Origin of the sequence: Streptococcus pseudopneumoniae (assembly GCF_038148955.1) — a bacterium.
Classification (GTDB): domain Bacteria; phylum Bacillota; class Bacilli; order Lactobacillales; family Streptococcaceae; genus Streptococcus; species Streptococcus pseudopneumoniae_T.
The window spans coordinates 20,341-43,681 of sequence record NZ_JBBJZY010000018.1; the positions used below are offsets into that span (position 1 = coordinate 20,341).

20 protein-coding genes are annotated in these 23,341 nt (G+C 36.6%); 15 read left to right on the plus strand and 5 right to left on the minus strand.

Annotated elements, in window-relative coordinates:
• Positions 1-82 precede the first annotated feature (82 nt).
• Complete coding sequence (locus WKI23_RS07245; RefSeq protein ID WP_368079441.1) at positions 83-2,725, plus strand: YhgE/Pip domain-containing protein; 2,643 nt, start codon at positions 83-85, stop codon at positions 2,723-2,725.
• 132 nt (positions 2,726-2,857) lie between these two features.
• On the opposite strand, the gene WKI23_RS07250 is transcribed toward WKI23_RS07245, so the two are convergent.
• Complete coding sequence (locus tag WKI23_RS07250; protein WP_368079442.1) at positions 2,858-5,401, minus strand: YfhO family protein; 2,544 nt, start codon at positions 5,399-5,401, stop codon at positions 2,858-2,860.
• A gap of 61 nt (positions 5,402-5,462) precedes the next feature.
• Entirely contained in the window at positions 5,463-7,085 is a 1,623-nt protein-coding gene (locus WKI23_RS07255) for an ATP-binding cassette domain-containing protein (RefSeq protein ID WP_000958772.1), read from the minus strand.
• Positions 7,086-7,290: 205 nt separating this feature from the next.
• Here WKI23_RS07255 and trpS point away from each other — a divergent pair, with 205 nt between their 5' ends.
• Both trpS and guaB read left to right on the plus strand, forming a co-directional pair.
• A complete protein-coding gene (trpS, locus tag WKI23_RS07260; RefSeq protein ID WP_000165458.1) occupies positions 7,291-8,316 on the plus strand; it encodes a tryptophan--tRNA ligase in 1,026 nt (341 codons plus the stop codon).
• Positions 8,317-8,467: 151 nt separating this feature from the next.
• Positions 8,468-9,946: an IMP dehydrogenase gene (gene guaB, locus WKI23_RS07265; RefSeq protein WP_368079443.1), complete on the plus strand. Its 1,479-nt coding sequence runs from the start codon at positions 8,468-8,470 to the stop codon at positions 9,944-9,946.
• A gap of 50 nt (positions 9,947-9,996) precedes the next feature.
• Here the strand turns inward: guaB and recF are convergent, their stop codons facing one another.
• Together recF and yaaA are read right to left on the minus strand one after the other, a co-directional pair.
• Complete coding sequence (gene recF, locus WKI23_RS07270) at positions 9,997-11,094, minus strand: DNA replication/repair protein RecF (protein WP_368079444.1); 1,098 nt, start codon at positions 11,092-11,094, stop codon at positions 9,997-9,999.
• A gap of 2 nt (positions 11,095-11,096) precedes the next feature.
• Positions 11,097-11,465, minus strand: coding sequence for a S4 domain-containing protein YaaA (yaaA, locus tag WKI23_RS07275; protein ID WP_368079445.1), 369 nt, complete (start codon positions 11,463-11,465; stop codon positions 11,097-11,099).
• 158 nt (positions 11,466-11,623) lie between these two features.
• Here yaaA and yfmF point away from each other — a divergent pair, with 158 nt between their 5' ends.
• From yfmF to tsf, 12 genes are all read left to right on the plus strand, one after another.
• Complete coding sequence (gene yfmF / locus WKI23_RS07280) at positions 11,624-12,874, plus strand: EF-P 5-aminopentanol modification-associated protein YfmF (RefSeq protein ID WP_261026567.1); 1,251 nt, start codon at positions 11,624-11,626, stop codon at positions 12,872-12,874.
• Positions 12,871-14,154 (plus strand): EF-P 5-aminopentanol modification-associated protein YfmH, encoded by a 1,284-nt coding sequence (yfmH, locus tag WKI23_RS07285; RefSeq protein WP_368079446.1) that lies wholly within the window; start codon positions 12,871-12,873, stop codon positions 14,152-14,154. Before yfmF ends, yfmH begins: the two co-directional genes overlap by 4 nt.
• A 41-nt stretch (positions 14,155-14,195) precedes the next feature.
• A complete protein-coding gene (rodZ, locus tag WKI23_RS07290; RefSeq protein WP_368079447.1) occupies positions 14,196-15,038 on the plus strand; it encodes a cytoskeleton protein RodZ in 843 nt (280 codons plus the stop codon).
• Between the two features lie 10 nt (positions 15,039-15,048).
• Complete coding sequence (pgsA, locus tag WKI23_RS07295) at positions 15,049-15,594, plus strand: CDP-diacylglycerol--glycerol-3-phosphate 3-phosphatidyltransferase (RefSeq protein ID WP_368079448.1); 546 nt, start codon at positions 15,049-15,051, stop codon at positions 15,592-15,594.
• Entirely contained in the window at positions 15,591-16,418 is an 828-nt protein-coding gene (locus WKI23_RS07300; protein ID WP_368079449.1) for an energy-coupling factor ABC transporter ATP-binding protein, read from the plus strand. Before pgsA ends, WKI23_RS07300 begins: the two co-directional genes overlap by 4 nt.
• Positions 16,403-17,242, plus strand: a complete 840-nt coding sequence (locus WKI23_RS07305) for an energy-coupling factor transporter ATPase (RefSeq protein WP_224219091.1) — start codon at positions 16,403-16,405, stop codon at positions 17,240-17,242. Before WKI23_RS07300 ends, WKI23_RS07305 begins: the two co-directional genes overlap by 16 nt.
• On the plus strand, positions 17,235-18,029 hold the full coding sequence (locus WKI23_RS07310) for an energy-coupling factor transporter transmembrane protein EcfT (RefSeq protein WP_368079450.1): 795 nt from the start codon (positions 17,235-17,237) through the stop codon (positions 18,027-18,029). The genes WKI23_RS07305 and WKI23_RS07310 overlap by 8 nt, the downstream gene beginning before the upstream one ends.
• Positions 18,030-18,088: 59 nt before the next feature.
• A complete protein-coding gene (gene mreC, locus WKI23_RS07315) occupies positions 18,089-18,907 on the plus strand; it encodes a rod shape-determining protein MreC (RefSeq protein ID WP_368079451.1) in 819 nt (272 codons plus the stop codon).
• Complete coding sequence (gene mreD / locus WKI23_RS07320) at positions 18,907-19,401, plus strand: rod shape-determining protein MreD (protein ID WP_368079452.1); 495 nt, start codon at positions 18,907-18,909, stop codon at positions 19,399-19,401. Before mreC ends, mreD begins: the two co-directional genes overlap by 1 nt.
• A gap of 93 nt (positions 19,402-19,494) precedes the next feature.
• Entirely contained in the window at positions 19,495-20,673 is a 1,179-nt protein-coding gene (gene pcsB / locus WKI23_RS07325; RefSeq protein WP_368079453.1) for a peptidoglycan hydrolase PcsB, read from the plus strand.
• Positions 20,674-20,895: 222 nt separating this feature from the next.
• Positions 20,896-21,675 carry a 30S ribosomal protein S2 gene (gene rpsB / locus WKI23_RS07330; RefSeq protein ID WP_014017378.1) on the plus strand — a complete coding sequence of 260 codons (780 nt, stop codon included), beginning with the start codon at positions 20,896-20,898 and terminating at the stop codon, positions 21,673-21,675.
• Between the two features lie 78 nt (positions 21,676-21,753).
• On the plus strand, positions 21,754-22,794 hold the full coding sequence (tsf, locus tag WKI23_RS07335) for a translation elongation factor Ts (RefSeq protein WP_050391223.1): 1,041 nt from the start codon (positions 21,754-21,756) through the stop codon (positions 22,792-22,794).
• A gap of 67 nt (positions 22,795-22,861) precedes the next feature.
• Here the strand turns inward: tsf and WKI23_RS07340 are convergent.
• Positions 22,862-23,341: transposase (locus tag WKI23_RS07340; RefSeq protein WP_368079454.1), on the minus strand; the 480-nt coding region annotated here is incomplete at its 5' end.

The window sequence follows — 23,341 nt, forward strand, 5'->3', positions numbered from 1 at the left end:
TTTTTATCTTGTAATTTAGATTTTTTATTGTATAATCTATTATATCAAAATTTTAGACAATATGTTTAAAAAAGGAGAAACTATGTTTAAAGAATGGAAAGCAATTTTTAAAAAACCAACTTTTATTATTGTCATGATAGGAATTTCTCTTATTCCTGCTTTATACAACATCATATTTTTATCCTCAATGTGGGATCCATATGGTCAAGTGTCTGACTTACCTGTGGCAGTTGTCAATAATGATAAAGAGGCCTCTTATAATGGTAATAGCATGTCTATAGGAAAAGACATGGTGTCTAATTTAGAGCAAAATAAATCATTGGATTTTCATTTTGTAGATGAAGAAGAAGGTAAGAAGGGTCTAGAAAACGGTGATTATTATATGGTAGTCACTTTGCCAAGTGACTTGTCTGAAAAAGCAGCTTCTATTTTAACGGATCACCCAGAGCAAATGCAAATCAATTATCAGACTTCAAGTGGTCATAGTTTTATTGCCAGCAAGATGAGTGATTCTGCAATGACACAATTAAAGCAGAATGTTTCTACCAATGTAACCGAGACTTATACTAAAGCTTTATTCAACAAAATGGTCGATTTAAAGGATGGTATGAGCCAAGCAGCTTCTGGAAGTGAGAAACTAACTGATGGAGCGAATCAGTTAGTGGCAGGAAGTCAAACATTAACTACTAACCTACACTCTTTAGCAGATTCAAGTTTAACATTTTCAAATGGAACGGAGCAGTTAACTAAAGGATTATCCTCTTATGTCTCTGGTGTTGAACAACTTCATCTTGGCTTAGGGAATTTTAATAGTGGTTTAGTTACATATACTGGTGCAGTGAGTCAATTAGATAGGGGATTAGGTCAATTATCTTCTAAAAGTCCTGAATTAGTAGGAGGAATCAATCAGTTATATACTGGTGTAAAATCCTATACTGGCGGCGTTTCTCGGCTCAATACTGGTCTTAATCAATTTTCATCTGGTGTTAGTGCCTATACAAACGGAGTGGGAAATCTTGCAACAGGAGCTAATCAGTTATCTAGTCAATCAGCTACACTTCGAATGGGGGTGGAGCAATTAAGTGAAGGGATTCAACAACTTTCTAGCAAGTTAGATGCTTCGTCTGAGCAAAAAGATCAAATTGTTCAATTATCTTCTGGTTTGAATCAGTTAAATCAAGTTATTCAAAATATTGATGTTGAAGATACAAAACAATTAGATTCTGTTTTATCAAGTATAGCATCTCTTTCTAATCAAATGTTAGTAAGTGCTCAGTCTGAAAAAGCAACTACATTAGCCAATATTCAATCGACAGCAGCTTATCAATCATTGACAAGTGAGCAACAAGCTGAAATAAGTGCTTCTGTATCTCAAAATTCGACTGATAGTATTCAATCGGCTCAGTCAATTGTAGCTTTAGTACAAGGTTTACAGGGAAGTTTAGAAAACTTACAAAATCAATCTTCTAATCTTTCGATTTTAAAAAATCAAGCTAATCAAGTATTACCGCTTGCTTTTACTTCTTTGACAGGATTGTCAAGTGGATTAACAGAAATACAAGGAGTAGTGACGAGTAAATTAGTTCCTGTCAGTCAGTCGATTGCAACAGGTGTAAATGCATATACTGCAGGTGTTGATAAAATTTCTCAAGGCGCAAGTCAACTAAGTGAAAAAAATTCCACCTTGACAGGTAGTTTGGATCAACTAGTTTCAGGCTCAAATACCTTGACACAAAAATCTTCTAGCTTGACAGCAGGAGTTGGTCAATTAGCTGAAAAAACTCCAGAATTAGTATCTGGTATTGAAAAATTATCAACTGGGTCCAATCAATTGAATCAAAAGAGTCAAGAATTAATGGCAGGAGTTGATAAATTACAATCAGGATCTGGTCAATTAGCAGACAAATCCAGTCAGTTACTTTCAGGTGCTTCTCAATTAGAGAATGGAGCTAATAAATTGGCAGATGGATCTTGGAAACTTGCAGAAGGTGGAACAAAGTTAACTTCTGGATTGGAAGATTTACAGACAGGAGTTGCTTCTTTAGGAAAAGGACTAAGTAATGCTAGTGATCAACTCAAATCAGCATCAACAGAATCTAAAAATGCAGAGATTTTGTCAAATCCACTCAATCTTTCAAAAACAGACAATGATCAAGTTCCTGTAAATGGAATTGCAATGGCTCCTTATATGATATCAGTTGCTCTTTTTGTTGCAGCAATATCAACGAATATGATCTTTGCGAAGTTGCCTTCAGGACGTCATCCAGAGAGCCGTTGGGCTTGGTTGAAATCTCGAGCTGAAATAAATGGTATTATAGCTGTTTTAGCAGGAATTTTGGTATATGGAGGAGTTCATATTATTGGTTTAACTGCTAATCATGAAATGAGAACATTTATTCTCATTATCCTAACAAGTTTAGTATTCATGTCCATGGTGACTGCTTTAACAACATGGAATAGCCGTATAGGAGCTTTCTTCTCTCTTATTTTGCTTTTATTACAGCTAGCATCAAGTGCCGGTACTTATCCAATTGCCTTGACAAATGATTTCTTTAGAGCCATTAATCCTTGGTTACCAATGAGTTATTCGGTTTCTGGATTACGACAAACAATTTCTATGACAGGAAATATTTATCATCAAGTCGTTTTCCTTGCCGTGATACTAGCTCTATTTATTGGTTTAGGTATGCTAGCCTATCAACCTAAGAAAATGGAGGAAGATTAAAAGAGGCTGGGCAAAAAGTCTTTAAAATCATAAAAACGCATAATATCAGGTGTTGAAAACCTTGATACTATGCGTTTTATTGTGGGAAGATTTACTTCATTTTCCTGAAATTGAGTTTTTGCCTAGCCTCTTTTATGTCTTAGATAACTTTCGTCTGTAATTATAGATTCCAAATAGTAAGAGAGAAGTAAAGGAACAGATTGCTCCAGTAATAAACCCATTGGGAATGAAGGAAAGTGTAATAGTTCCTTTCCCCTTGGGAACATCAACTTTCATAAATCCAGTTTGAGCTTGTTTAATTTCTATTTTCTTACCATCTTGGTAGGCAGACCAACCTTTGTCATAAGGAATGGTGAAGAAAATAGATGTATCTTGTTGGACATCATATGTAGCAAAAACCTTGTTTTTAGAAGTTGATACTGTGACAGGTTGTTCTTTAATTTTTTGAATTGCCTCGGTGAAAGTTTTGGTATCTAAACGATAGAAGGTAGGAGATTCAAATGATACTTGTGAATTTCCAGGGAAACTAACATTGATATTGAAAGTCTTTTTCTCTTTTGTATAGCCTAGATTAAAGAAGGAGAAGACATTATCAGTTGTAAAAGTTTTCTTTTTACCATTGACAAGGATGTCAACCTTTTTTTGTTTGTCATTAGAAAAGTGAAGGTTTGTGAAAGAAAGATAAACTTGACTGTTTTCAGGAACCTCAATTTGATACTGGATTGCTGCATCCTCCTTTGAAGAACTTGTAACACTAATCAAATCATCAGTATTTTCGTTTTTTTCATAAGGTATTGGAGAAAAATAATCAAAATTGACGTTAGCAAGTTGATTTAAAAATGAGGCCTGATTATCCAAGGTATGTTCATTGAACTTGACATCATTGTAAACAGATTGACTAGCAAAGGCAATCGGAAGAGAAAACTGATTTTCATATAGGGTAAGATTATCTTTTTGATAGATATCTTTAAAACCATACTTATCAATAGGGTTTTCTGAGATATTGTACTGGATTCCAAATAAACTATCAGCCAAAATACTATTATTGCCATAACGGAGATTGAGATTAGTCCCAGAGGATTTAAACCCAAGTTTATCTAAAGTAGAGCTTGATGAACGATTTCGAACAGATGAAAATTGAGAGATTCCATTGTAGTTGAATTTCATACTGTCATTTCCTGTCTGAGTCTCTAGTTTTTCAGTACGAGTAAATTGATTTCCAATATATGCTGAGAAAGATTCCATAGCTGGGATATCTCGATTATATGAACTTCGAGAAGCAAAACCCCATTCTTTAGCAATTCCGTCTATTTGAGATGAAGCATTTAAACTCATTTCAACCATTATAAATAAAGAGATTAGAATGGCAAATAGATTTACAGAGATAAACTTTTTGATAACTGCAAGGAGTAAAAGCGAATAGACAACCAAAAATTCAAGAGTAAGCAGAATATTCAAATCTGTTAAAAAAGAATAATGTAATTTTAGATAGATGGTAGTTAAAAATCCTGTTACTAGAAGAAAAAGCGAAACTAAAAAATTCCAGATTTTAATTTCTTTCAGACGATTTAAGACTTCCGCTGCTGTGTAAATTAACAAGGTAGAGAAAATCCAAGAATAGCGATGTAAAAACATATTTGGAGTATGCATACCTTGCCAAAATAAATCAAGAGCTTCTATATAAAAGCTGGCAATTAGAAATGCAAAGAAGATTGCATAGATAAGTTTCACGTGAAACTTAATAGATTTCATCGTAAAAAATAAAATGGTCAAAATAAAGGGGAGTAGTCCGACAAAAATCATTGGAATAGCCCCATACTTGGTTGTATCAAAGGAACCGATGAATTGCTTAGCAAAGAGATCAAGATACCAGCTACTTTCAGTTTGAAACTTTGTAATTTCAGTTAATTTTTCCCCATGTGTCTGTAAATCAAATAGAGTAGGAAGAGTCAGAATCAAACTAGCCATACCAGCTAAAAAGGAGGTGACAACAAAATCAAGAAAAGATGATTTGCGAGTTTTAAAGTCCCAAGAAATTTGACAGAGATACCAGAAAATAAGAAACAATGCTGTCATATAGCCAAAATAATAATTTTGGACAAATAAGATTGACAGACTTGTAAAGTATAATGAGGATTTCTTTTCAGTTATAAGTAGGTGTAAACCAGTTATAATTAAAGGAATCAAGATAAAAACATCTAGCCAGGTTTTTATCTCTAACTGACTAACGGTAAAGCTCATCAGATCATAGGAAGTAGATAAAGCTAGTTTTAAAGGATTAGGAATCGATTGAAATAATTTATTTAAACTAAAGTAAGTTGACAGTCCAATCAATCCAAATTTTAAGAGAGTTGTCAGATAGACAGCATCTGGCATATTCGTTAGATCAAAAAAGTAAACTAGAGGTGAAAGGAAACTTCCCAAGTAATAACTAGATAGGGCATAGAAATTTAATCCGAGGCCACTTGTAAAGGTATAAAACAGACTATCATTTCCATGTAGGATATTTCGTAAAGCTACATCAAAAATAACGTATTGATGAAACCCATCTCCTAATAGTGGAGATGTATCGCTATTCCAGTAGATACCTTGAGATAGGTATACTCCTATCATAATGATTACGGGAATGATGAAAGAAACAAAATAGATCCAATATGTTTTAAAAAATAATTTCATGTTACCTCATAAAATGTTAGAAAACTCAGCTGGTTAACCCAACTGAGTTTTGAAGTTTTATTTAGTCTTTCCAAAGTTCTTTAACTTTTGCTTGTACTTCTGCATTTTCTAGGAATTCATCATAGGTTTCATCGATACGGTCAATGACACCATTTTTAGATAAGACAATGATATGGTTAGCCAAAGTTTGAATAAACTCGTGGTCATGACTGGCAAAGATGATTGATTCTTTAAAGTTTTTCAATCCATCATTCAAGCTTGAGATAGATTCCAAGTCCAAGTGATTGGTTGGATCATCAAGTACAAGGACATTTGATTTTAAGAGCATGAGTTTTGAAAGCATGACACGAACTTTTTCTCCCCCTGACAAGACATTTACAGGTTTGTTAACTTCATCTCCAGAGAAGAGCATACGTCCGAGGAAGCCACGTAGGAAAGTATTGTCATCTTCTTCTTTACTTGCGAATTGACGCAACCAGTCAAGGATTGACTCTCCCCCTGCGAAATCAGCTGAGTTATCTTTTGGAAGGTAAGATTGACTAGTTGTAACTCCCCACTTGACAGTTCCTTCATAGTCAATGTCCCCCATGATTGCACGAATCAATGCAGTCGTTTGGATATCATTTTGTCCAATAAGAGCTGTCTTATCACCTGGACGTAAGATAAAGCTGATATTATCTAAAATAGTCTCACCATCAATCTTTACAGTTAGATTTTCTACTGTCAAGAGATCATTACCAATCTCACGTTCTGCTTTAAAGTTGATAAATGGATACTTACGACTAGATGGCACAATCTCTTCTAGCTCAATCTTATCAAGCATTTTCTTACGTGAGGTTGCTTGTCTTGATTTAGAAGCATTGGCAGAGAAACGAGCTACGAATTCTTGCAATTGCTTAATTTTTTCCTCTGCTTTTGCATTACGGTCTGCTAGCAATTTAGCAGCAAGCTCAGAAGATTCCTTCCAGAAGTCGTAGTTTCCGACATAGAGTTTGATTTTTCCAAAGTCAAGGTCGGCCATGTGAGTACATACTTTGTTTAAGAAGTGACGGTCGTGGGATACTACGATAACTGTGTTATCAAAGTCAATCAAGAAGTCTTCTAACCAAGTAATCGATTGGATATCCAAACCGTTGGTAGGCTCGTCCAAAAGAAGAACATCAGGTTTACCAAAAAGTGCTTTGGCAAGGAGAACCTTTACTTTCTCACCGTTGGCTAATTCGCTCATGTTTTGGTAGTGTAATTCTTCTGGGATATTTAGGTTTTGAAGGAGTTGAGAGGCTTCACTCTCTGCTTCCCAACCTCCAAGTTCGGCAAACTCTCCTTCGAGTTCGGCAGCACGAACCCCGTCCTCGTCTGAGAAATCTTCCTTCATGTAGATGGCATCTTTCTCTTTCATGATGCTATAAAGTTTTTCATTTCCCATGATAACAACATCAATGGCACGTTCATCTTCATAGTCAAAGTGATTTTGACGGAGAACAGAGAGACGTTCATCTGGACCAAGAGAGATGTGACCAGTAGTAGGTTCGATATCTCCAGCTAAAATTTTTAAAAAGGTTGATTTTCCGGCACCATTAGCACCGATTAATCCATAAGTATTTCCTTCTGTAAATTTGATATTGACATCATCAAAAAGTTTGCGATCACTAAAACGTAGTGAAACATCAGATACTGTAAGCAATGTTTTTCTCCTATATGTGTAATATATTTATTCTACTAGAAAATACGGAAATATTCAAATTTTTATCTGTCAATTTTGTGTAAATTATATTTACATTATACTTTACACAAATCCGTGAATAGTAAGGTTGATTTATTTTGATAAATTGCGGTTATTTCATTAAAAAAATGCTATAATTGAAGGGACTATATCGAAGGAGAACAAAATGACTAAACCCATTATTTTAACAGGAGACCGTCCAACAGGAAAATTGCATATTGGACATTATGTTGGAAGTCTCAAAAATCGAGTATTATTACAGGAAGAGGATAAGTATGATATGTTTGTGTTCTTGGCTGACCAACAAGCCTTGACAGATCATGCTAAAGACCCTCAAACAATTGTAGAGTCTATCGGAAATGTGGCTTTGGATTACCTTGCAGTTGGATTGGATCCAAGTAAATCAACTATCTTTATTCAAAGCCAGATTCCAGAGTTGGCTGAGTTGTCTATGTATTATATGAATCTAGTTTCATTAGCACGTTTGGAGCGCAATCCAACTGTCAAGACAGAGATTGCTCAAAAAGGATTTGGGGAAAGTATTCCTACAGGATTCTTGGTCTATCCGATCGCTCAAGCAGCTGACATCACAGCTTTCAAGGCTAATTATGTTCCTGTTGGGACAGATCAGAAACCAATGATTGAGCAAACTCGTGAAATTGTTCGTTCTTTTAATAATGCATATAATTGTGATGTCTTGGTAGAGCCGGAAGGTATTTATCCAGAAAATGAGAGAGCAGGGCGTTTGCCTGGTTTAGATGGAAATGCTAAAATGTCTAAATCACTCAATAATGGTATTTATTTAGCTGATGATGCGGATACTTTGCGTAAAAAAGTAATGAGTATGTATACAGATCCAGATCATATTCGGGTGGAAGATCCAGGTAAGATTGAGGGAAATATGGTTTTCCATTATCTAGATGTTTTTGGTCGCCCAGAAGATGCTCAAGAAATTGCTGAAATGAAAGAACATTATCAACGAGGTGGTCTTGGTGATGTGAAGACCAAGCGTTATCTACTTGAAATATTAGAACGTGAACTTGGTCCTATTCGTGAGCGCCGTATCGAATTTGCTAAGGATATGGGAGAAGTTTATAATATGCTTCAAAAAGGTAGTGAAAGAGCGCGTGAAGTTGCGGGTCAAACCCTATCTGAGGTTAAAGGGGCAATGGGACTTCATTACTTTAACTAAGTTTATTTTATAAGAAACTATCATTTCTATCTTAAAGAAAAGATAGTTTTTTATTTACCCCTGTAACATTTGACAAATTTTTATAGAATGGTATGATAGATACAATATAAAAAGAGTCAAGCTCAAAAAGAAAGAAAAGAGGAAACTTCGAATGTCTAATTGGGACACTAAATTTTTGAAAAAAGGTTTTACCTTTGATGATGTATTGCTTATTCCAGCTGAAAGTCATGTGTTGCCTAACGATTCAGATTTAACAACTAAATTGGCAGATAATTTGACTTTAAATATCCCAATTATTACCGCTGCCATGGACACAGTTACAGAGAGTCAAATGGCCATTGCTATTGCTCGTGCAGGCGGTCTCGGAGTTATCCATAAAAACATGTCAATTGCTCAACAAGCAGACGAGGTTCGTAAGGTAAAACGTTCTGAAAATGGAGTTATTATTGATCCGTTCTTCTTGACGCCTGAACATACAATTGCTGAAGCAGATGAGCTTATGGGACGTTACCGCATCAGTGGTGTTCCAGTTGTTGAAACACTTGAAAATCGTAAATTGGTTGGTATTTTGACAAACCGAGATCTTCGTTTTATTTCAGACTATAACCAACCAATCTCAAATCATATGACTAGTGAAAATCTTGTTACTGCTCCTGTGGGTACAGATCTTTCAACAGCTGAGAGTATTCTTCAAGAGCACCGTATTGAAAAGCTTCCTTTGGTCGATGAAGAAGGCCGTCTTTCTGGTTTGATCACTATCAAAGATATTGAAAAAGTTATTGAGTTTCCAAATGCTGCTAAAGATGAGTTTGGTCGTCTACTAGTTGCAGGTGCAGTAGGTGTTACTTCAGATACATTTGAACGTGCAGAGGCTCTTTTTGAAGCAGGAGCGGATGCGATTGTTATTGATACTGCACATGGTCATTCTGCAGGTGTCTTGCGTAAAATTGCTGAGATTCGTGCTCACTTCCCAGATCGTACTTTGATTGCTGGAAATATTGCAACTGCTGAAGGTGCACGTGCCCTTTACGAAGCAGGTGTAGATGTTGTCAAGGTTGGGATTGGACCAGGTTCTATCTGTACTACTCGTGTGATTGCTGGTGTTGGTGTTCCGCAAGTAACAGCTATCTACGATGCTGCAGCTGTTGCGCGTGAATATGGAAAAACGATCATTGCTGACGGTGGAATCAAGTATTCTGGAGATATTGTAAAAGCCCTTGCTGCAGGTGGAAATGCAGTTATGCTTGGATCTATGTTTGCTGGAACTGATGAAGCTCCAGGTGAAACTGAAATCTTCCAAGGACGTAAGTTCAAGACTTATCGTGGTATGGGATCAATTGCTGCTATGAAAAAAGGCTCAAGCGATCGTTACTTCCAAGGTTCTGTTAATGAAGCAAACAAACTTGTTCCAGAAGGAATTGAAGGTCGTGTTGCTTATAAAGGAGCGGCAGCTGATATTGTCTTCCAAATGATTGGCGGTATCCGATCTGGTATGGGTTACTGTGGTGCGGCTAACCTTAAAGAACTACATGATAATGCTCAATTTATTGAAATGTCTGGTGCTGGTTTGAAAGAAAGCCATCCTCATGATGTACAAATTACGAATGAGGCACCAAATTATTCTATGTAAAAAACAATGAAAAGAACTCCAGTAAAAACAGGAGTTCTTTTACAATGTTGTCAATTTCTATTTACAGCAACTTTACCATCCTGAATAGTGAAGATTCTTAGATTTTCTGGCAGATTTTGAAGATGGTCTAAGCTTGTTGTTGTGATAAAGGTTTGGATTGAATGAGAAATCGTTTCTAATAATTTTAGTTGTCTAGTGTTGTCAAGTTCGCTCATAACATCGTCAAGCAGTAATATTGGAGATTCTGTAGTAATGCTTTCCATTAATTCGATTTCTGCTAATTTTACCGAGAGGACGAGACTACGATGTTGACCTTGACTTCCAAAACTAGCATCCATCCCATTTATATAAAAAGAAATATCATCTCGATGAGGCCCAACACCAGTATTCTTTTTAAATAAATCTCTGGCCCTACTTTTTTCTAAAGCAATTTTGAAAGATTCTGATAAGTCTTCCTTGTCAGTTATCTTTACAGAAGATTGATAGGATATTGACAGTTCTTCAATCTGATTAGAAAGTTCAAAATGTTTCTTACAACCAAAATGCTCTAGTTTTTTTATGAAATCTAAGCGGTGATTCATCACACGACATCCATAATCAACTAGCTGATCATCTAAGACTGAAAGGAAGGTTTCATCTATTTTTTGAGCTGATTTTAGGTAAGTATTTCTTTGCTTTAGGATGTGGTTATAATTGGTTAAGTCAGATAAATAGATTGGCTTGATTTGTCCAAGTTCCATATCAATGAATTTTCGTCGAACCGAAGGTGCTCCCTTAATTAGTTGTAAATCTTCAGGAGCAAATAAGACAACATTCATGTGTCCTACATAATCTGAAAGTCGTGCCTGTTTTAAATGATTAACTTTTGTCACACGCCCTTTTTGTGTTAGTTCAATTTCGAGAGGAATAGATCCCGTTTTTTTCTGAACGAGACCTGAAAGATGAAGTTGTTCCTCATCAAAATGAATGAGATTTTTATCTGTTCGAGTTCGATGACTACGTGTTAAGGCTAAAAAATAGATAGCCTCTAACATGTTTGTTTTTCCTTGTGCATTACGTCCCAAAAAGACATTCAATTTAGGATTAAAGTCTATTTTCGTCTCTTTGTAATTACGAAAAGTCTTGAGAGATAGGTGTTGTAGCCACATGATTATCTACCAGGGAATCGCGGAGCTTGTTTGCTTTTGGGTGATGGAGTGGGTTGTGATTTGTCTTTTTTTACTCCTTTATTCATCTCCTTAACAAGTTTAGCGATTCGTTCTTTTTCAACTTTATCAGCTTGGTATTCATCTTGCTCCTCAGAAGTAGGTTGTGTCAACAAGATGTCAATATTCATGTCAGGGATGTCAACTTTATCACCAATACGAAGTTTTTTACCACGGCGATTCTCTAGTTCCCCATTAAAGTAAACAGAATGTTCAGAGAGAAATGATTTGATAGCTCCTCCGCTATGTGTAATTCCAAGTTCTTTGAGTAGTGCTTGGAGGGTAATAAATTCTTCAAATAATTTGTATTCCATAATTCACCTCAATCTTTGGTATTATACCATATTTTCCTAAAAATAGTGAGAGAAACAAGGAGTAATGTAAGCGATTTTTATTTCAAAAGTGTTACAGAGAACAAGAAAATTTCAGGTTTTCGTGATATAATAGAAGTCTGTATGTAAGGAGGTAAATCATGGAGTTAGTGCATGGAATTTCAACACATTTTATCCAATCAAAGAAGTTTAAAACGAACAAAATCACCGTGCGTTTTACCGCTCCATTATCTCTTGATACGATTGCAGGTCGCATGTTGAGTGCGAGTATGCTAGAGACTGCTAACCAGCTGTACCCTACTTCTCAAAATTTGAGGAGACACTTGGCTAGTCTATATGGTACAGATATGTCAACCAATTGTTTCAGAAGAGGGCAAAGTCACATTGTAGAATTGACATTTACTTATGTTCGTGATGAGTTTTTAAGTAAGAAAAATGTGCTAACTTCTCAGGTTTTGGAACTAGTAAAAGAAACTCTTTTTTCACCCGTTGTAGTTGATAATGGGTTTGATTCGGCCTTATTTGAAATTGAGAAAAAGCAATTGCTAGCAAGTTTAGCAGCTGATATGGATGATTCTTTTTATTTTGCACATAAAGAATTAGATAAATTATTTTTTCATGATGAACGTCTCCAATTGGAATATAGTGATTTACGAAATCGTATTTTAGCTGAAACTCCACAAAGTTCTTATTCTTGTTTCCAAGAATTTTTGGCCAATGATCGAATCGATTTCTTTTTCCTAGGTGATTTTAATGAGGTTGAAATTCAAAATGTATTAGAATCATTTGGCTTTAAAGCTCGAAAAGGAGATGTGAAGGTCCAGTATTGTCAACCTTATTCCAATATTCTTCAGGAAGGTATGGTTCGGAAAAATGTGGGACAGTCTATTTTAGAGTTGGGATATTATTGCTCTGCTGAATATGGCGATGAGCAACATTTACCCATGATTGTAATGAGTGGTTTACTGGGTGGATTTGCTCATTCTAAGCTCTTTACAAATGTCCGTGAAAATGCTGGATTAGCTTATACTATTTCAAGTCAGCTCGATTTGTTTAGTGGATTTTTGAGGATGTATGCTGGTATTGATCGAGAAAATCGGAATCAGGCTCGTAAAATGATGAATAATCAACTGATTGATTTAAAAAAAGGATATTTTACAGAGCTTGAATTAGAGCAGACCAAGGAAATGATTCGTCGTTCTCTGTTACTTTCTCAAGATAATCAAGGTTCATTGATTGAACGTGCTTATCAAAATGCCTTACTTGGAAAATCTTCAGCAGACTTTAAAAGTTGGATTGCAAAACTCGAGCAAGTTGACAAAGATGATATTTGTAGAGTAGCTAATAATGTGAAACTACAGGCGATTTACTTTATGGAAGGAATAGAATGACAAAGGTTGTTTTTGAAGAAAAATACTATCCAGCTGTAAAAGAAATGGTTTATCGAACTCGTTTGGCAAACGGATTGACAGTAGCTCTTCTACCTAAAAAAGAATTTAAAGAAGTTTACGGAAGTGTAACTGTACAGTTTGGTTCGGTAGATACGCCTGTCACAGAAGTTGACGTAGGTGTAAAACAATATCCTGCAGGAATTGCTCATTTTCTTGAACATAAATTATTTGAGAGAGAAGATTCTAGCGATTTGATGTCAGCTTTTACGAGTCTAGGTGCAGATAGCAATGCCTTTACAAGCTTTACAAAAACAAACTATCTTTTTTCATCGACGGATTATCTCTTAGAGAATTTAGATTTACTTGATGAATTGGTAACATCAGCACACTTTACTGAAGCTTCCATTTTAAGAGAGCAGGATATTATCCAGCAAGAACGAGAAATGTACCAAGATGATCCAGATTCGTGCTTATTCTTTTCAACTTTAGCGAATTTGTATCCTGGTACACCTTTAGCAACGGATATAGTTGGAAGTGAGGAGTCCATTTCCCAAATCAATCTAACTAATTTGCAAGAAAATTTTACAAGATTTTACAAACCTGTAAATATGTCTCTGTTTTTAGTTGGTAATTTTGATGTGGAGCGAGTACAGGACTATTTTGAAAGCAAAGAACTGAAAGATTCAGATTTTCAGGAAGTATCAAAAGAAAAGTTGCTTTTACAAGATGTGAAGTCAACAGACAGTATGAGAATGGAAGTATCTTCTCCCAAGCTAGCGATTGGAGTTAGAGGTAATCGAGAAGTTGCTGAGGCGGATTGCTATCGACATCATATTTTATTAAAATTATTATTTGCAATGATGTTTGGTTGGACTTCGGATCGTTTTCAAAAGTTATATGAATCAGGTAAAATAGATGCGTCCCTATCTCTTGAAATTGAAGTAACAAGTCGCTTTCATTTTGTTATGTTGACAATGGATACGAAAGAGCCAGTTGCTTTATCTCATCAATTTAGGAAGGCTATTCGTAATTTTACAAAGGATTTAGATATTACAGAGGATCATTTAGATATTATCAAAAGAGAGATGTTTGGAGAATTTTTCAGTAGCATGAACTCTCTTGAATTTATTGCAACACAATATGATGCTTTTGAACATGGTGAGACAATTTTTGATTTGCCAAAGATTTTACAGGAAATTACTTTAGAGGATGTCCTTGAAGCAGGGCATCACTTAATAGACGAAGGGGATATAGTTGATTTTACAATATTCCCATCGTAGTAACCTATCATAATAGACACTAGAAAGAAGGGATGACAAGTATGAGGAAAAAAACAATTGGTGAGGTTTTACGATTAGCTAGAATCAATCAGGGATTGAGTTTAGATGAATTGCAGAAAAAGACAGACATCCAGTTAGATATGTTGGAAGCAATGGAAGCAGACGATTTCGATCAACTTCCAAGTCCTTTTTACACACGCTCTTTCTTGAGAAAATATGCATGGGCTGTTGAGTTAGATGACCAAATTGTTTTGGATGCTTATGATTCTGGGAGTATGATTACTTATGAGGAAGTAGATGTTGATGAAGATGAGTTGACAGGGCGCAGACGTTCAAGTAAGAAAAAGAATAAAAAAACATCCTTTTTACCTTTATTTTATTTTATCCTTTTTGCCTTATCGATTCTAATTTTTGTGACCTATTATGTTTGGAACTATATTCAAACTCAACCAGAGGGGCCTTCTCTTTCTAATTACAGTGTGGTTCAATCAACAAGTTCAATAAGTTCAACTAGCTCTGTTCCCCACTCCTCAAGTAGTAGTTCATCTAGCAATTCTTCTAGTGTAGAATCAGCGATAAGTGTATCAGGCGAAGGAAATCATGTAGAAATCGCTTATAAGACAAGTAAGGAAACAGTTAAATTGCAATTGGCAGTTTCAGATGTTACAAGTTGGGTCAGTGTTTCAGAAAGCGAACTTGAGGGCGGTGTAACCTTATCACCGGATAATAAAAGCGCAGAAGCAACAGTTGCAACTAAAAGTCCTGTAACCATTACATTAGGTGTTGTAAAAGGTGTTACTTTGACAGTAGATAATCAGAGTGTTGATTTATCGAAATTAACAGCGCAGACTGGACAAATCACTGTAACCTTTACTAAAAATTAAGGAAAAACAAATGAAAAAAGAACAAATTCCAAATCTCTTAACAATAGGTCGAATTCTTTTTATACCTATTTTTATCTTTATTTTAACAGTAGGAAATTCGATAGAGAGTCATATAGTGGCAGCTATTATCTTTGCTATTGCCAGTATTACAGACTACTTAGATGGATATTTAGCTCGTAAATGGGATGTGGTCAGTAATTTTGGAAAATTTGCAGATCCTATGGCGGATAAGCTACTAGTTATGTCGGCTTTTATTATGCTGATTGAGTTAGGTATGGCTCCTGCTTGGATAGTTGCAGTGATTATCTGCCGAGAGTTGGCTGTGACAGGTTTAAGGCTTTTACTGGTTGAAACTGGTGGAACAGTTTTAGCAGCAGCCATGCCTGGAAAAATTAAAACTTTCAGTCAGATGTTTGCGATTATTTTCTTGCTATTACATTGGACTTTGCTTGGGCAAGTTCTACTTTATGTAGCCTTATTTTTCACTATCTACTCTGGCTATGACTATTTCAAGGGTAGTGCCTATGTATTTAAAGGGACATTTGGTTCGAAATGAAATCAATAATTGATGTAAAAAATCTTTCTTTTCGCTATAAAGAAAATCAGAAATACTACGATGTGAAGGATATTACGTTTCACGTGAAACGTGGAGAATGGCTTTCGATTGTAGGGCATAATGGTAGTGGCAAATCAACGACAGTACGGTTAATTGATGGCTTATTGGAAGCAGAATCTGGAGAGATTGTAATTGATGGCCAACGGCTGACTGAGGAGAATGTTTGGAATATACGTCGTCAAATCGGTATGGTTTTTCAAAATCCAGACAATCAATTTGTTGGAGCGACTGTTGAAGATGATGTTGCCTTTGGTTTGGAAAATCAAGGACTTTCTCGTCAAGAAATGAAAAAGAGAGTGGAGGAAGCTCTGGATTTGGTTGGCATGTTGGACTTTAAAAAGAGAGAGCCGGCGCGTCTATCAGGTGGACAAAAGCAACGTGTGGCCATTGCAGGTGTTGTAGCCTTAAGACCAGCTATTTTAATCCTAGATGAAGCAACGAGTATGTTGGATCCTGAGGGTCGTAGAGAACTGATTGAGACAGTAAAAGGAATTCGAAAAGACTATGATATGACGGTCATTTCCATTACACATGATTTGGAAGAAGTTGCTATGAGTGATCGCGTATTGGTCATGAAAAGAGGGGAAATTGAATCAACTAGTAGTCCAAGGGAACTTTTCTCTCGAAATGATTTAGATCAAATTGGATTGGACGATCCTTTTGCTAATCAATTAAAACATTCTTTGAGCCAGAATGGCTATGATTTGCCTGAAAATTATTTGACAGAAAGTGAGCTAGAGGATAAGTTATGGGAATTGCTCTAGAAAATGTGAGTTTTACATATCAAGAAGGGACTCCTTTAGCTTCAACAGCTTTGTCGGATGTTTCTTTAACGATTGAAGATGGTTCTTATACGGCCTTAATTGGGCATACAGGTAGTGGTAAATCAACTATTTTACAACTCTTAAATGGTTTATTGGTGCCAAGTCAAGGGAGTGTGAGGGTTTTTGATACCTTAATCACTTCGACTTCTAAAAACAAAGATATTCGTCAAATTAGAAAACAGGTTGGCTTGGTATTTCAGTTTGCTGAAAATCAGATTTTTGAAGAAACGGTTTTGAAAGACGTTGCTTTTGGACCGCAAAATTTTGGAGTTTCTGAAGAAGATGCGGAGCAGATTGCGCGTGAGAAACTGGCTTTGGTTGGAATTGAGGAATCACTTTTTGATCGCAGTCCGTTTGAGCTGTCAGGTGGACAAATGAGACGTGTCGCCATTGCAGGCATACTTGCCATGGAGCCAGCTATATTAGTCTTAGATGAACCCACAGCAGGCCTGGATCCTCTGGGTAGAAAAGAGTTGATGAATTTGTTCAAAAAACTCCATCAGTCAGGGATGACCATTGTCTTAGTAACGCATTTGATGGATGATGTTGCTGAATATGCGAATCAAGTCTATGTAATGGAAAAGGGACGCTTAGTTAAGGGGGGAAAACCGAGTGATGTCTTTCAAGATGTTGTCTTTATGGAAGAAGTGCAGTTGGGAGTACCTAAAATTACAGCCTTTTGTAAACGATTGGCTGATAGAGGCGTGTCATTTAAACGATTACCGATTAAGATAGAGGAGTTCAAGGAGTCGCTAAATGGATAGTATGATTTTGGGGCGTTATATCCCAGGAAATTCGATTGTTCACCGATTGGATCCACGTAGCAAATTACTGGCTATGATGCTACTGATTTTGATCGTTTTTTGGGCTAATAATCCTTTGACGAATCTGATTCTTTTTATAGCAACAGGGATATTTATTGCCTTGTCAGGAGTATCTATTTCATTTTTTATTCAGGGCTTGAAATCTATGTTTTTCTTGATTGCCTTCACAACTATTTTTCAACTGTTTTTCATTTCTAATGGGAATGTTTTATTTGAGTTTTCGTTTGTGAGAATCACGGATTATGCTTTGCAACAAGCTGGAATTATTTTTTGTCGCTTTGTATTGATTATTTTCTTTTCAACTTTGTTAACCTTAACAACCATGCCCTTAAGTTTGGCCTCAGCTGTCGAAGCTTTGTTAGCGCCTTTAAAGCGCGTGAAAGTTCCAGTTCATGAAATTGGATTGATGCTGTCTATGAGTCTACGTTTTGTCCCAACCTTGATGGATGATACGACGCGGATTATGAATGCGCAGAAGGCGCGTGGAGTGGATTTTGGAGAAGGAAGTATTGTTCAAAAAGTAAAGGCTATGATTCCTATTTTGATTCCTCTTTTTGCGACAAGTTTAAAACGTGCAGATTCCTTGGCTATCGCCATGGAAGCGCGTGGTTATCAGGGTGGAAAAGGCAGAAGTCAATACCGACAATTGGAATGGACTCGAAAGGATACGCTGACTATTCTTGTTATTCTCGTACTTGGTTGTTGCTTATTTTTCTTAAAATCTTAGTAGCATTTAAAGAATTGATTAAAAGTTACTGTAACAGTTTTTGATATAAAGGTAGGGATATGAACCGTTTTAAAAAATCAAAATATGTCATTATTGTTTTTGTCACTGTTCTGCTTGTCTCAGCTCTCTTAGCGACGACTTATTCAAGTACAATGGTGACAAAATTAGGAGATGGAATTTCATTGGTTGATAGAGTTGTGCAAAAACCTTTTCGGTGGTTTGATTCTGTCAAATCAGATTTGGCTCATTTGACACGAACATATAATGAAAATGAAAGTTTGAAGAAACAGATTTACCAATTAGAAGTTAAATCAAATGAGGCGGAAAGTTTAAAGACAGAAAATGAACAACTGCGCCAATTGCTTGATATGAAGTCTAAATTGCAAGCTACAAAGACTTTAGCAGCAGATGTTATTATGCGTTCTCCGGTATCTTGGAAGCAGGAGTTGACCTTAGATGCAGGTAGATCAAAAGGGGTTTCTGAGAACATGTTAGCAATTGCAAATGGTGGCTTGATTGGGAGTGTTTCAAAAGTAGAGGACAACTCTACTATGGTCAATCTTCTGACAAATACGGAAAATGCTGATAAGATTTCTGTTAAAATTCAACATGGTTCTACTACAATTTATGGCATTATTGTTGGCTATGACAAGGAAAATGAAGTTCTTAAAATTAGCCAATTAAATAGTAATAGCGATATTAGTGCAGGCGATAAGGTGACAACGGGTGGATTAGGAAACTTTAATGTTGCGGATATTCCTGTTGGTGAAGTGGTTGCCACAACGCATAGTACAGACTATTTGACACGAGAAGTAACTGTTAAATTGAGTGCAGATACTCATAATGTGGATGTGATAGAATTAGTGGGGAATTCATAATGAGACAGTTGAAGCGGGTTGGAGTATTTTTATTGCTTCCTTTCTTTGTTCTAATTGACGCCCATATTAGCCAGATTCTGGGCTCATTTTTCCCCCATATACATTTGGCTAGTCATTTTCTTTTTCTATTTCTCTTATTTGAGACGATAGAAGTATCAGAGTATCTCTATCTAGTCTATTGTTTTGTTATAGGCTTGGTTTATGATGTTTACTTTTTCCATCTAATAGGGATTGCAACTCTCTTATTTATCTTATTGGGAGCCTTTCTTCATAAATTGAATAGTGTTATTTTGTTGAATCGTTGGACAAGAATGCTCTCTATGATTGTCCTGACCTTCCTGTTTGAAATGGGTAGTTATCTTTTGGCTTTTATGGTAGGGCTGACAGTGGATAACATGTCGATTTTTATAGTCTATAGCTTGGTACCGACGATGATTTTAAATTTTTTATGGATTACTGTTTTTCAATTTATTTTTGAAAAATATTATCTATAAGAACGACATATAAATGTAACAAAGGCGTAATATTTATTGGAGTTTTTTTTGGTATACTAGTATTGTCTTAAACAGAAGGAGTATTTATTAACCATGAAGAAAAAAATCTTAGCCTCGCTTTTATTAAGTACAGTAATGGTTTCCCAGGCAGCAGTATTGACGACTGCTCATGCAGAAACGACTGATGACAAAATTGCTGCTCAAGATAATAAAATTAGTAACTTAACAGCACAACAAGAAGAAGCCCAAAAACAGGTTGATCAAATTCAGGAGCAAGTATCTGCTATTCAAGCAGAGCAATCTAACTTGCAATCTGAAAATGATAGATTACAAGCAGAATCTAAGAAACTCGAGGGTGAGATTACAGAACTTTCTAAAAACATTGTTTCTCGTAACCAATCTTTGGAAAAACAAGCTCGTAGTGCTCAAACAAATGGAGCCGCAACTAGCTACATCAATACAATCGTAAACTCAAAATCAATTACAGAAGCTATTTCACGTGTTGCTGCAATGAGTGAAATCGTATCTGCAAACAACAAAATGTTAGAACAACAAAAGGCAGATAAAAAAGCTATTTCTGAAAAACAAGTAGCAAATAATGATGCTATCAATACTGTAATTGCTAATCAACAAAAATTAGCTGATGATGCTCAAGCATTGACTACGAAACAGGCAGAACTAAAGGCTGCTGAATTGAGTCTTGCTGCTGAGAAAGCGACAGCTGAAGGGGAAAAAGCAAGTCTATTAGAACAAAAGGCAGCTGCTGAGGCAGAGGCTCGTGCAGCAGCAGCAGCAGAAGCGGCTTATAAAGAAAAACAAGCTAGCCAACAACAATCAGTACTTGCTTCAGGTAATACAAACCTAGCAGCACAGGTACAAGCAGTATCTGAATCTGCAGTAGCACCTGTTCAGGCTAAAGTACGTCCAACATATAACACAAATGCCTCAACTTATCCAATTGGTGAATGTACATGGGGAGTAAAAACCTTGGCACCTTGGGCTGGAGACTACTGGGGTAATGGAGCACAGTGGGCTACAAGTGCAGCAGCAGCAGGCTTCCGTACAGGTTCAACACCTCAAGTCGGAGCAATTGCATGTTGGAATGATGGTGGATATGGTCACGTAGCGGTTGTTACAGCTGTTGAATCAACAACACGTATCCAAGTATCAGAATCAAATTATGCAGGTAATCGTACAATTGGAAATCACCGTGGATGGTTCAATCCAACAACGACTTCTGAAGGTTTTGTAACATATATTTATGCAGACTAATTACAGAGGGACTCGAATAGAGCCCTCTTTTCAGGTTTTACCGTGACAATCCCTATTAAAAATTATATCAAAATAGCTTGAAAATATTGGAAAAGTATGGTAAAATGAAAATTGTCGTGTGAACGATAATACTCATTCTTGATGAATTGTGAAGCAGTTGCTCTTGGGTCGTTTTGCGAGTTGAAGTCAAGAAGAGGAAAAAAACAAAAAGGAGAAATACTCATGGCAGTAATTTCAATGAAACAACTTCTTGAGGCTGGTGTACACTTTGGTCACCAAACTCGTCGCTGGAACCCTAAGATGGCTAAATACATCTTTACAGAGCGTAACGGAATCCACGTTATCGACTTGCAACAAACTGTAAAATACGCTGACCAAGCATACGACTTCATGCGTGATGCAGCAGCTAACGATGCGGTTGTATTGTTCGTTGGTACTAAGAAACAAGCAGCTGATGCAGTTGCTGAAGAAGCAGTACGTTCAGGTCAATACTTCATCAACCACCGTTGGTTGGGTGGAACTCTTACAAACTGGGGAACAATCCAAAAACGTATCGCTCGTTTGAAAGAAATCAAACGTATGGAAGAAGATGGAACTTTTGAAGTTCTTCCTAAGAAAGAAGTTGCACTTCTTAACAAACAACGTGCACGTCTTGAAAAATTCTTGGGTGGTATCGAAGATATGCCTCGTATCCCAGATGTGATGTACGTAGTTGACCCACATAAAGAGCAAATCGCTGTTAAAGAAGCTAAAAAATTGGGAATCCCAGTTGTAGCGATGGTTGATACAAACACTGATCCAGATGATATCGATGTAATCATCCCAGCTAACGATGATGCTATCCGAGCTGTTAAATTGATCACAGCTAAATTGGCTGACGCTATCATCGAAGGACGTCAAGGTGAAGATGCAGCAGCGGTTGAAGCAGAATTTGCAGCTTCAGAAACTCAAGCAGATTCAATTGAAGAAATCGTTGAAGTTGTAGAAGGTGACAACGCTTAATTCATATAAATAGTAATTACCTAGGAGGGCGGGGCTTAGCCCGGCTCTCCTATTTTTAAAAAATATAGGAGAATCAAAATGGCAGAAATTACAGCTAAACTTGTTAAAGAGTTGCGTGAAAAATCTGGTGCTGGTGTTATGGACGCTAAAAAAGCATTGGTTGAAGTGGAAGGTGATATCGAAAAAGCGATTGAATTGCTTCGCGAAAAAGGTATGGCAAAAGCAGCTAAGAAAGCTGACCGTGTTGCTGCAGAAGGTTTGACTGGTGTTTATGTTGACGGTAACATTGCAGCAGTTGTTGAAGTAAATGCTGAAACTGACTTCGTTGCGAAAAACGCTCAATTTGTTGAGTTGGTAAACGCAACAGCTAAAGCAATCGTTGAAGGAAAACCAGCTAATAATGAGGAAGCACTTGCTTTGACTATGCCTTCAGGTGAAACTCTTGAAGCTGCATACGTATCTGCAACAGCGACTATCGGAGAAAAAATCTCATTCCGTCGCTTTGCTTTGATTGAAAAAACAGATGCACAACACTTCGGAGCATACCAACACAACGGTGGACGTATCGGTGTTATCTCTGTAATCGAAGGTGGAGACGAAGCACTTGCTAAACAAATTTCAATGCACATCGCAGCGATGAAACCAACAGTTCTTTCATACAAAGAATTGGATGAGCAATTTGTTAAAGATGAGTTGGCACAATTGAACCACGTTATCGACCAAGATAACGAAAGCCGTGCAATGGTTAACAAACCAGCTCTTCCACACTTGAAGTATGGATCAAAATCTCAATTGACTGATGAAGTGATCGCTCAAGCTGAAGCTGACATCAAAGCTGAGTTGGCTGCAGAAGGTAAACCAGAAAAAATCTGGGACAAAATCATCCCAGGTAAAATGGATCGCTTCATGCTTGACAACACTAAAGTTGACCAAGCTTACACACTTCTTGCACAAGTTTACATCATGGATGACAGCAAGACAGTTGAAGCATATCTTGAATCAGTTAACGCTTCAGTAGTTGAGTTCGCTCGCTTTGAAGTTGGTGAAGGTATTGAGAAAGCTGCAAACGACTTTGAAGCTGAAGTTGCAGCTACAATGGCAGCAGCCTTGAATAACTAATTATAGAAAGGAAGTGAATTTGCTTCCTTTTTTGGCTCTTTGTCAACTGTAGTGGGTTGATGAAAAGCTAAGATCTAGAAAGGACAAATTTCGTCCTTTCTTTTTTGATGTTCAGAGCGATAAAAATCCGTTTTTTGAAGTTTTCAAAGTTCCGAAAACCAAAGGCATTTCGTTTGATAAGCTTGATGAGATTATTAGTGGCTTCCAATTTTGCGTTAGAATAGGGTAGTTGAAGAGCGTTGACAATTTTTTCTTTGTCCTTGATAAAGGTTTTAAAAACAGTCTGAAAAAGAGGATGAACCGGCTTAAGATTGTCCTCAATAAGTCCGAAAAATTTCTCTGATTCCTTATTCTGAAAGTGAAAAAGCAAGAGTTGATAGAGATTATAGTGGTGTTTCAAGTCTTCTGAATAGCTCAAAAGCTTGTCAAGAATCTCTTTATTGGTTAAGTGCATACGAAAAGTAGGGCGATAAAATCGCTTATCACTGAGTTTACGACTATCTTGTTGAATGAGCTTCCAGTAACGCTTGATAGCCTTGTATTCATG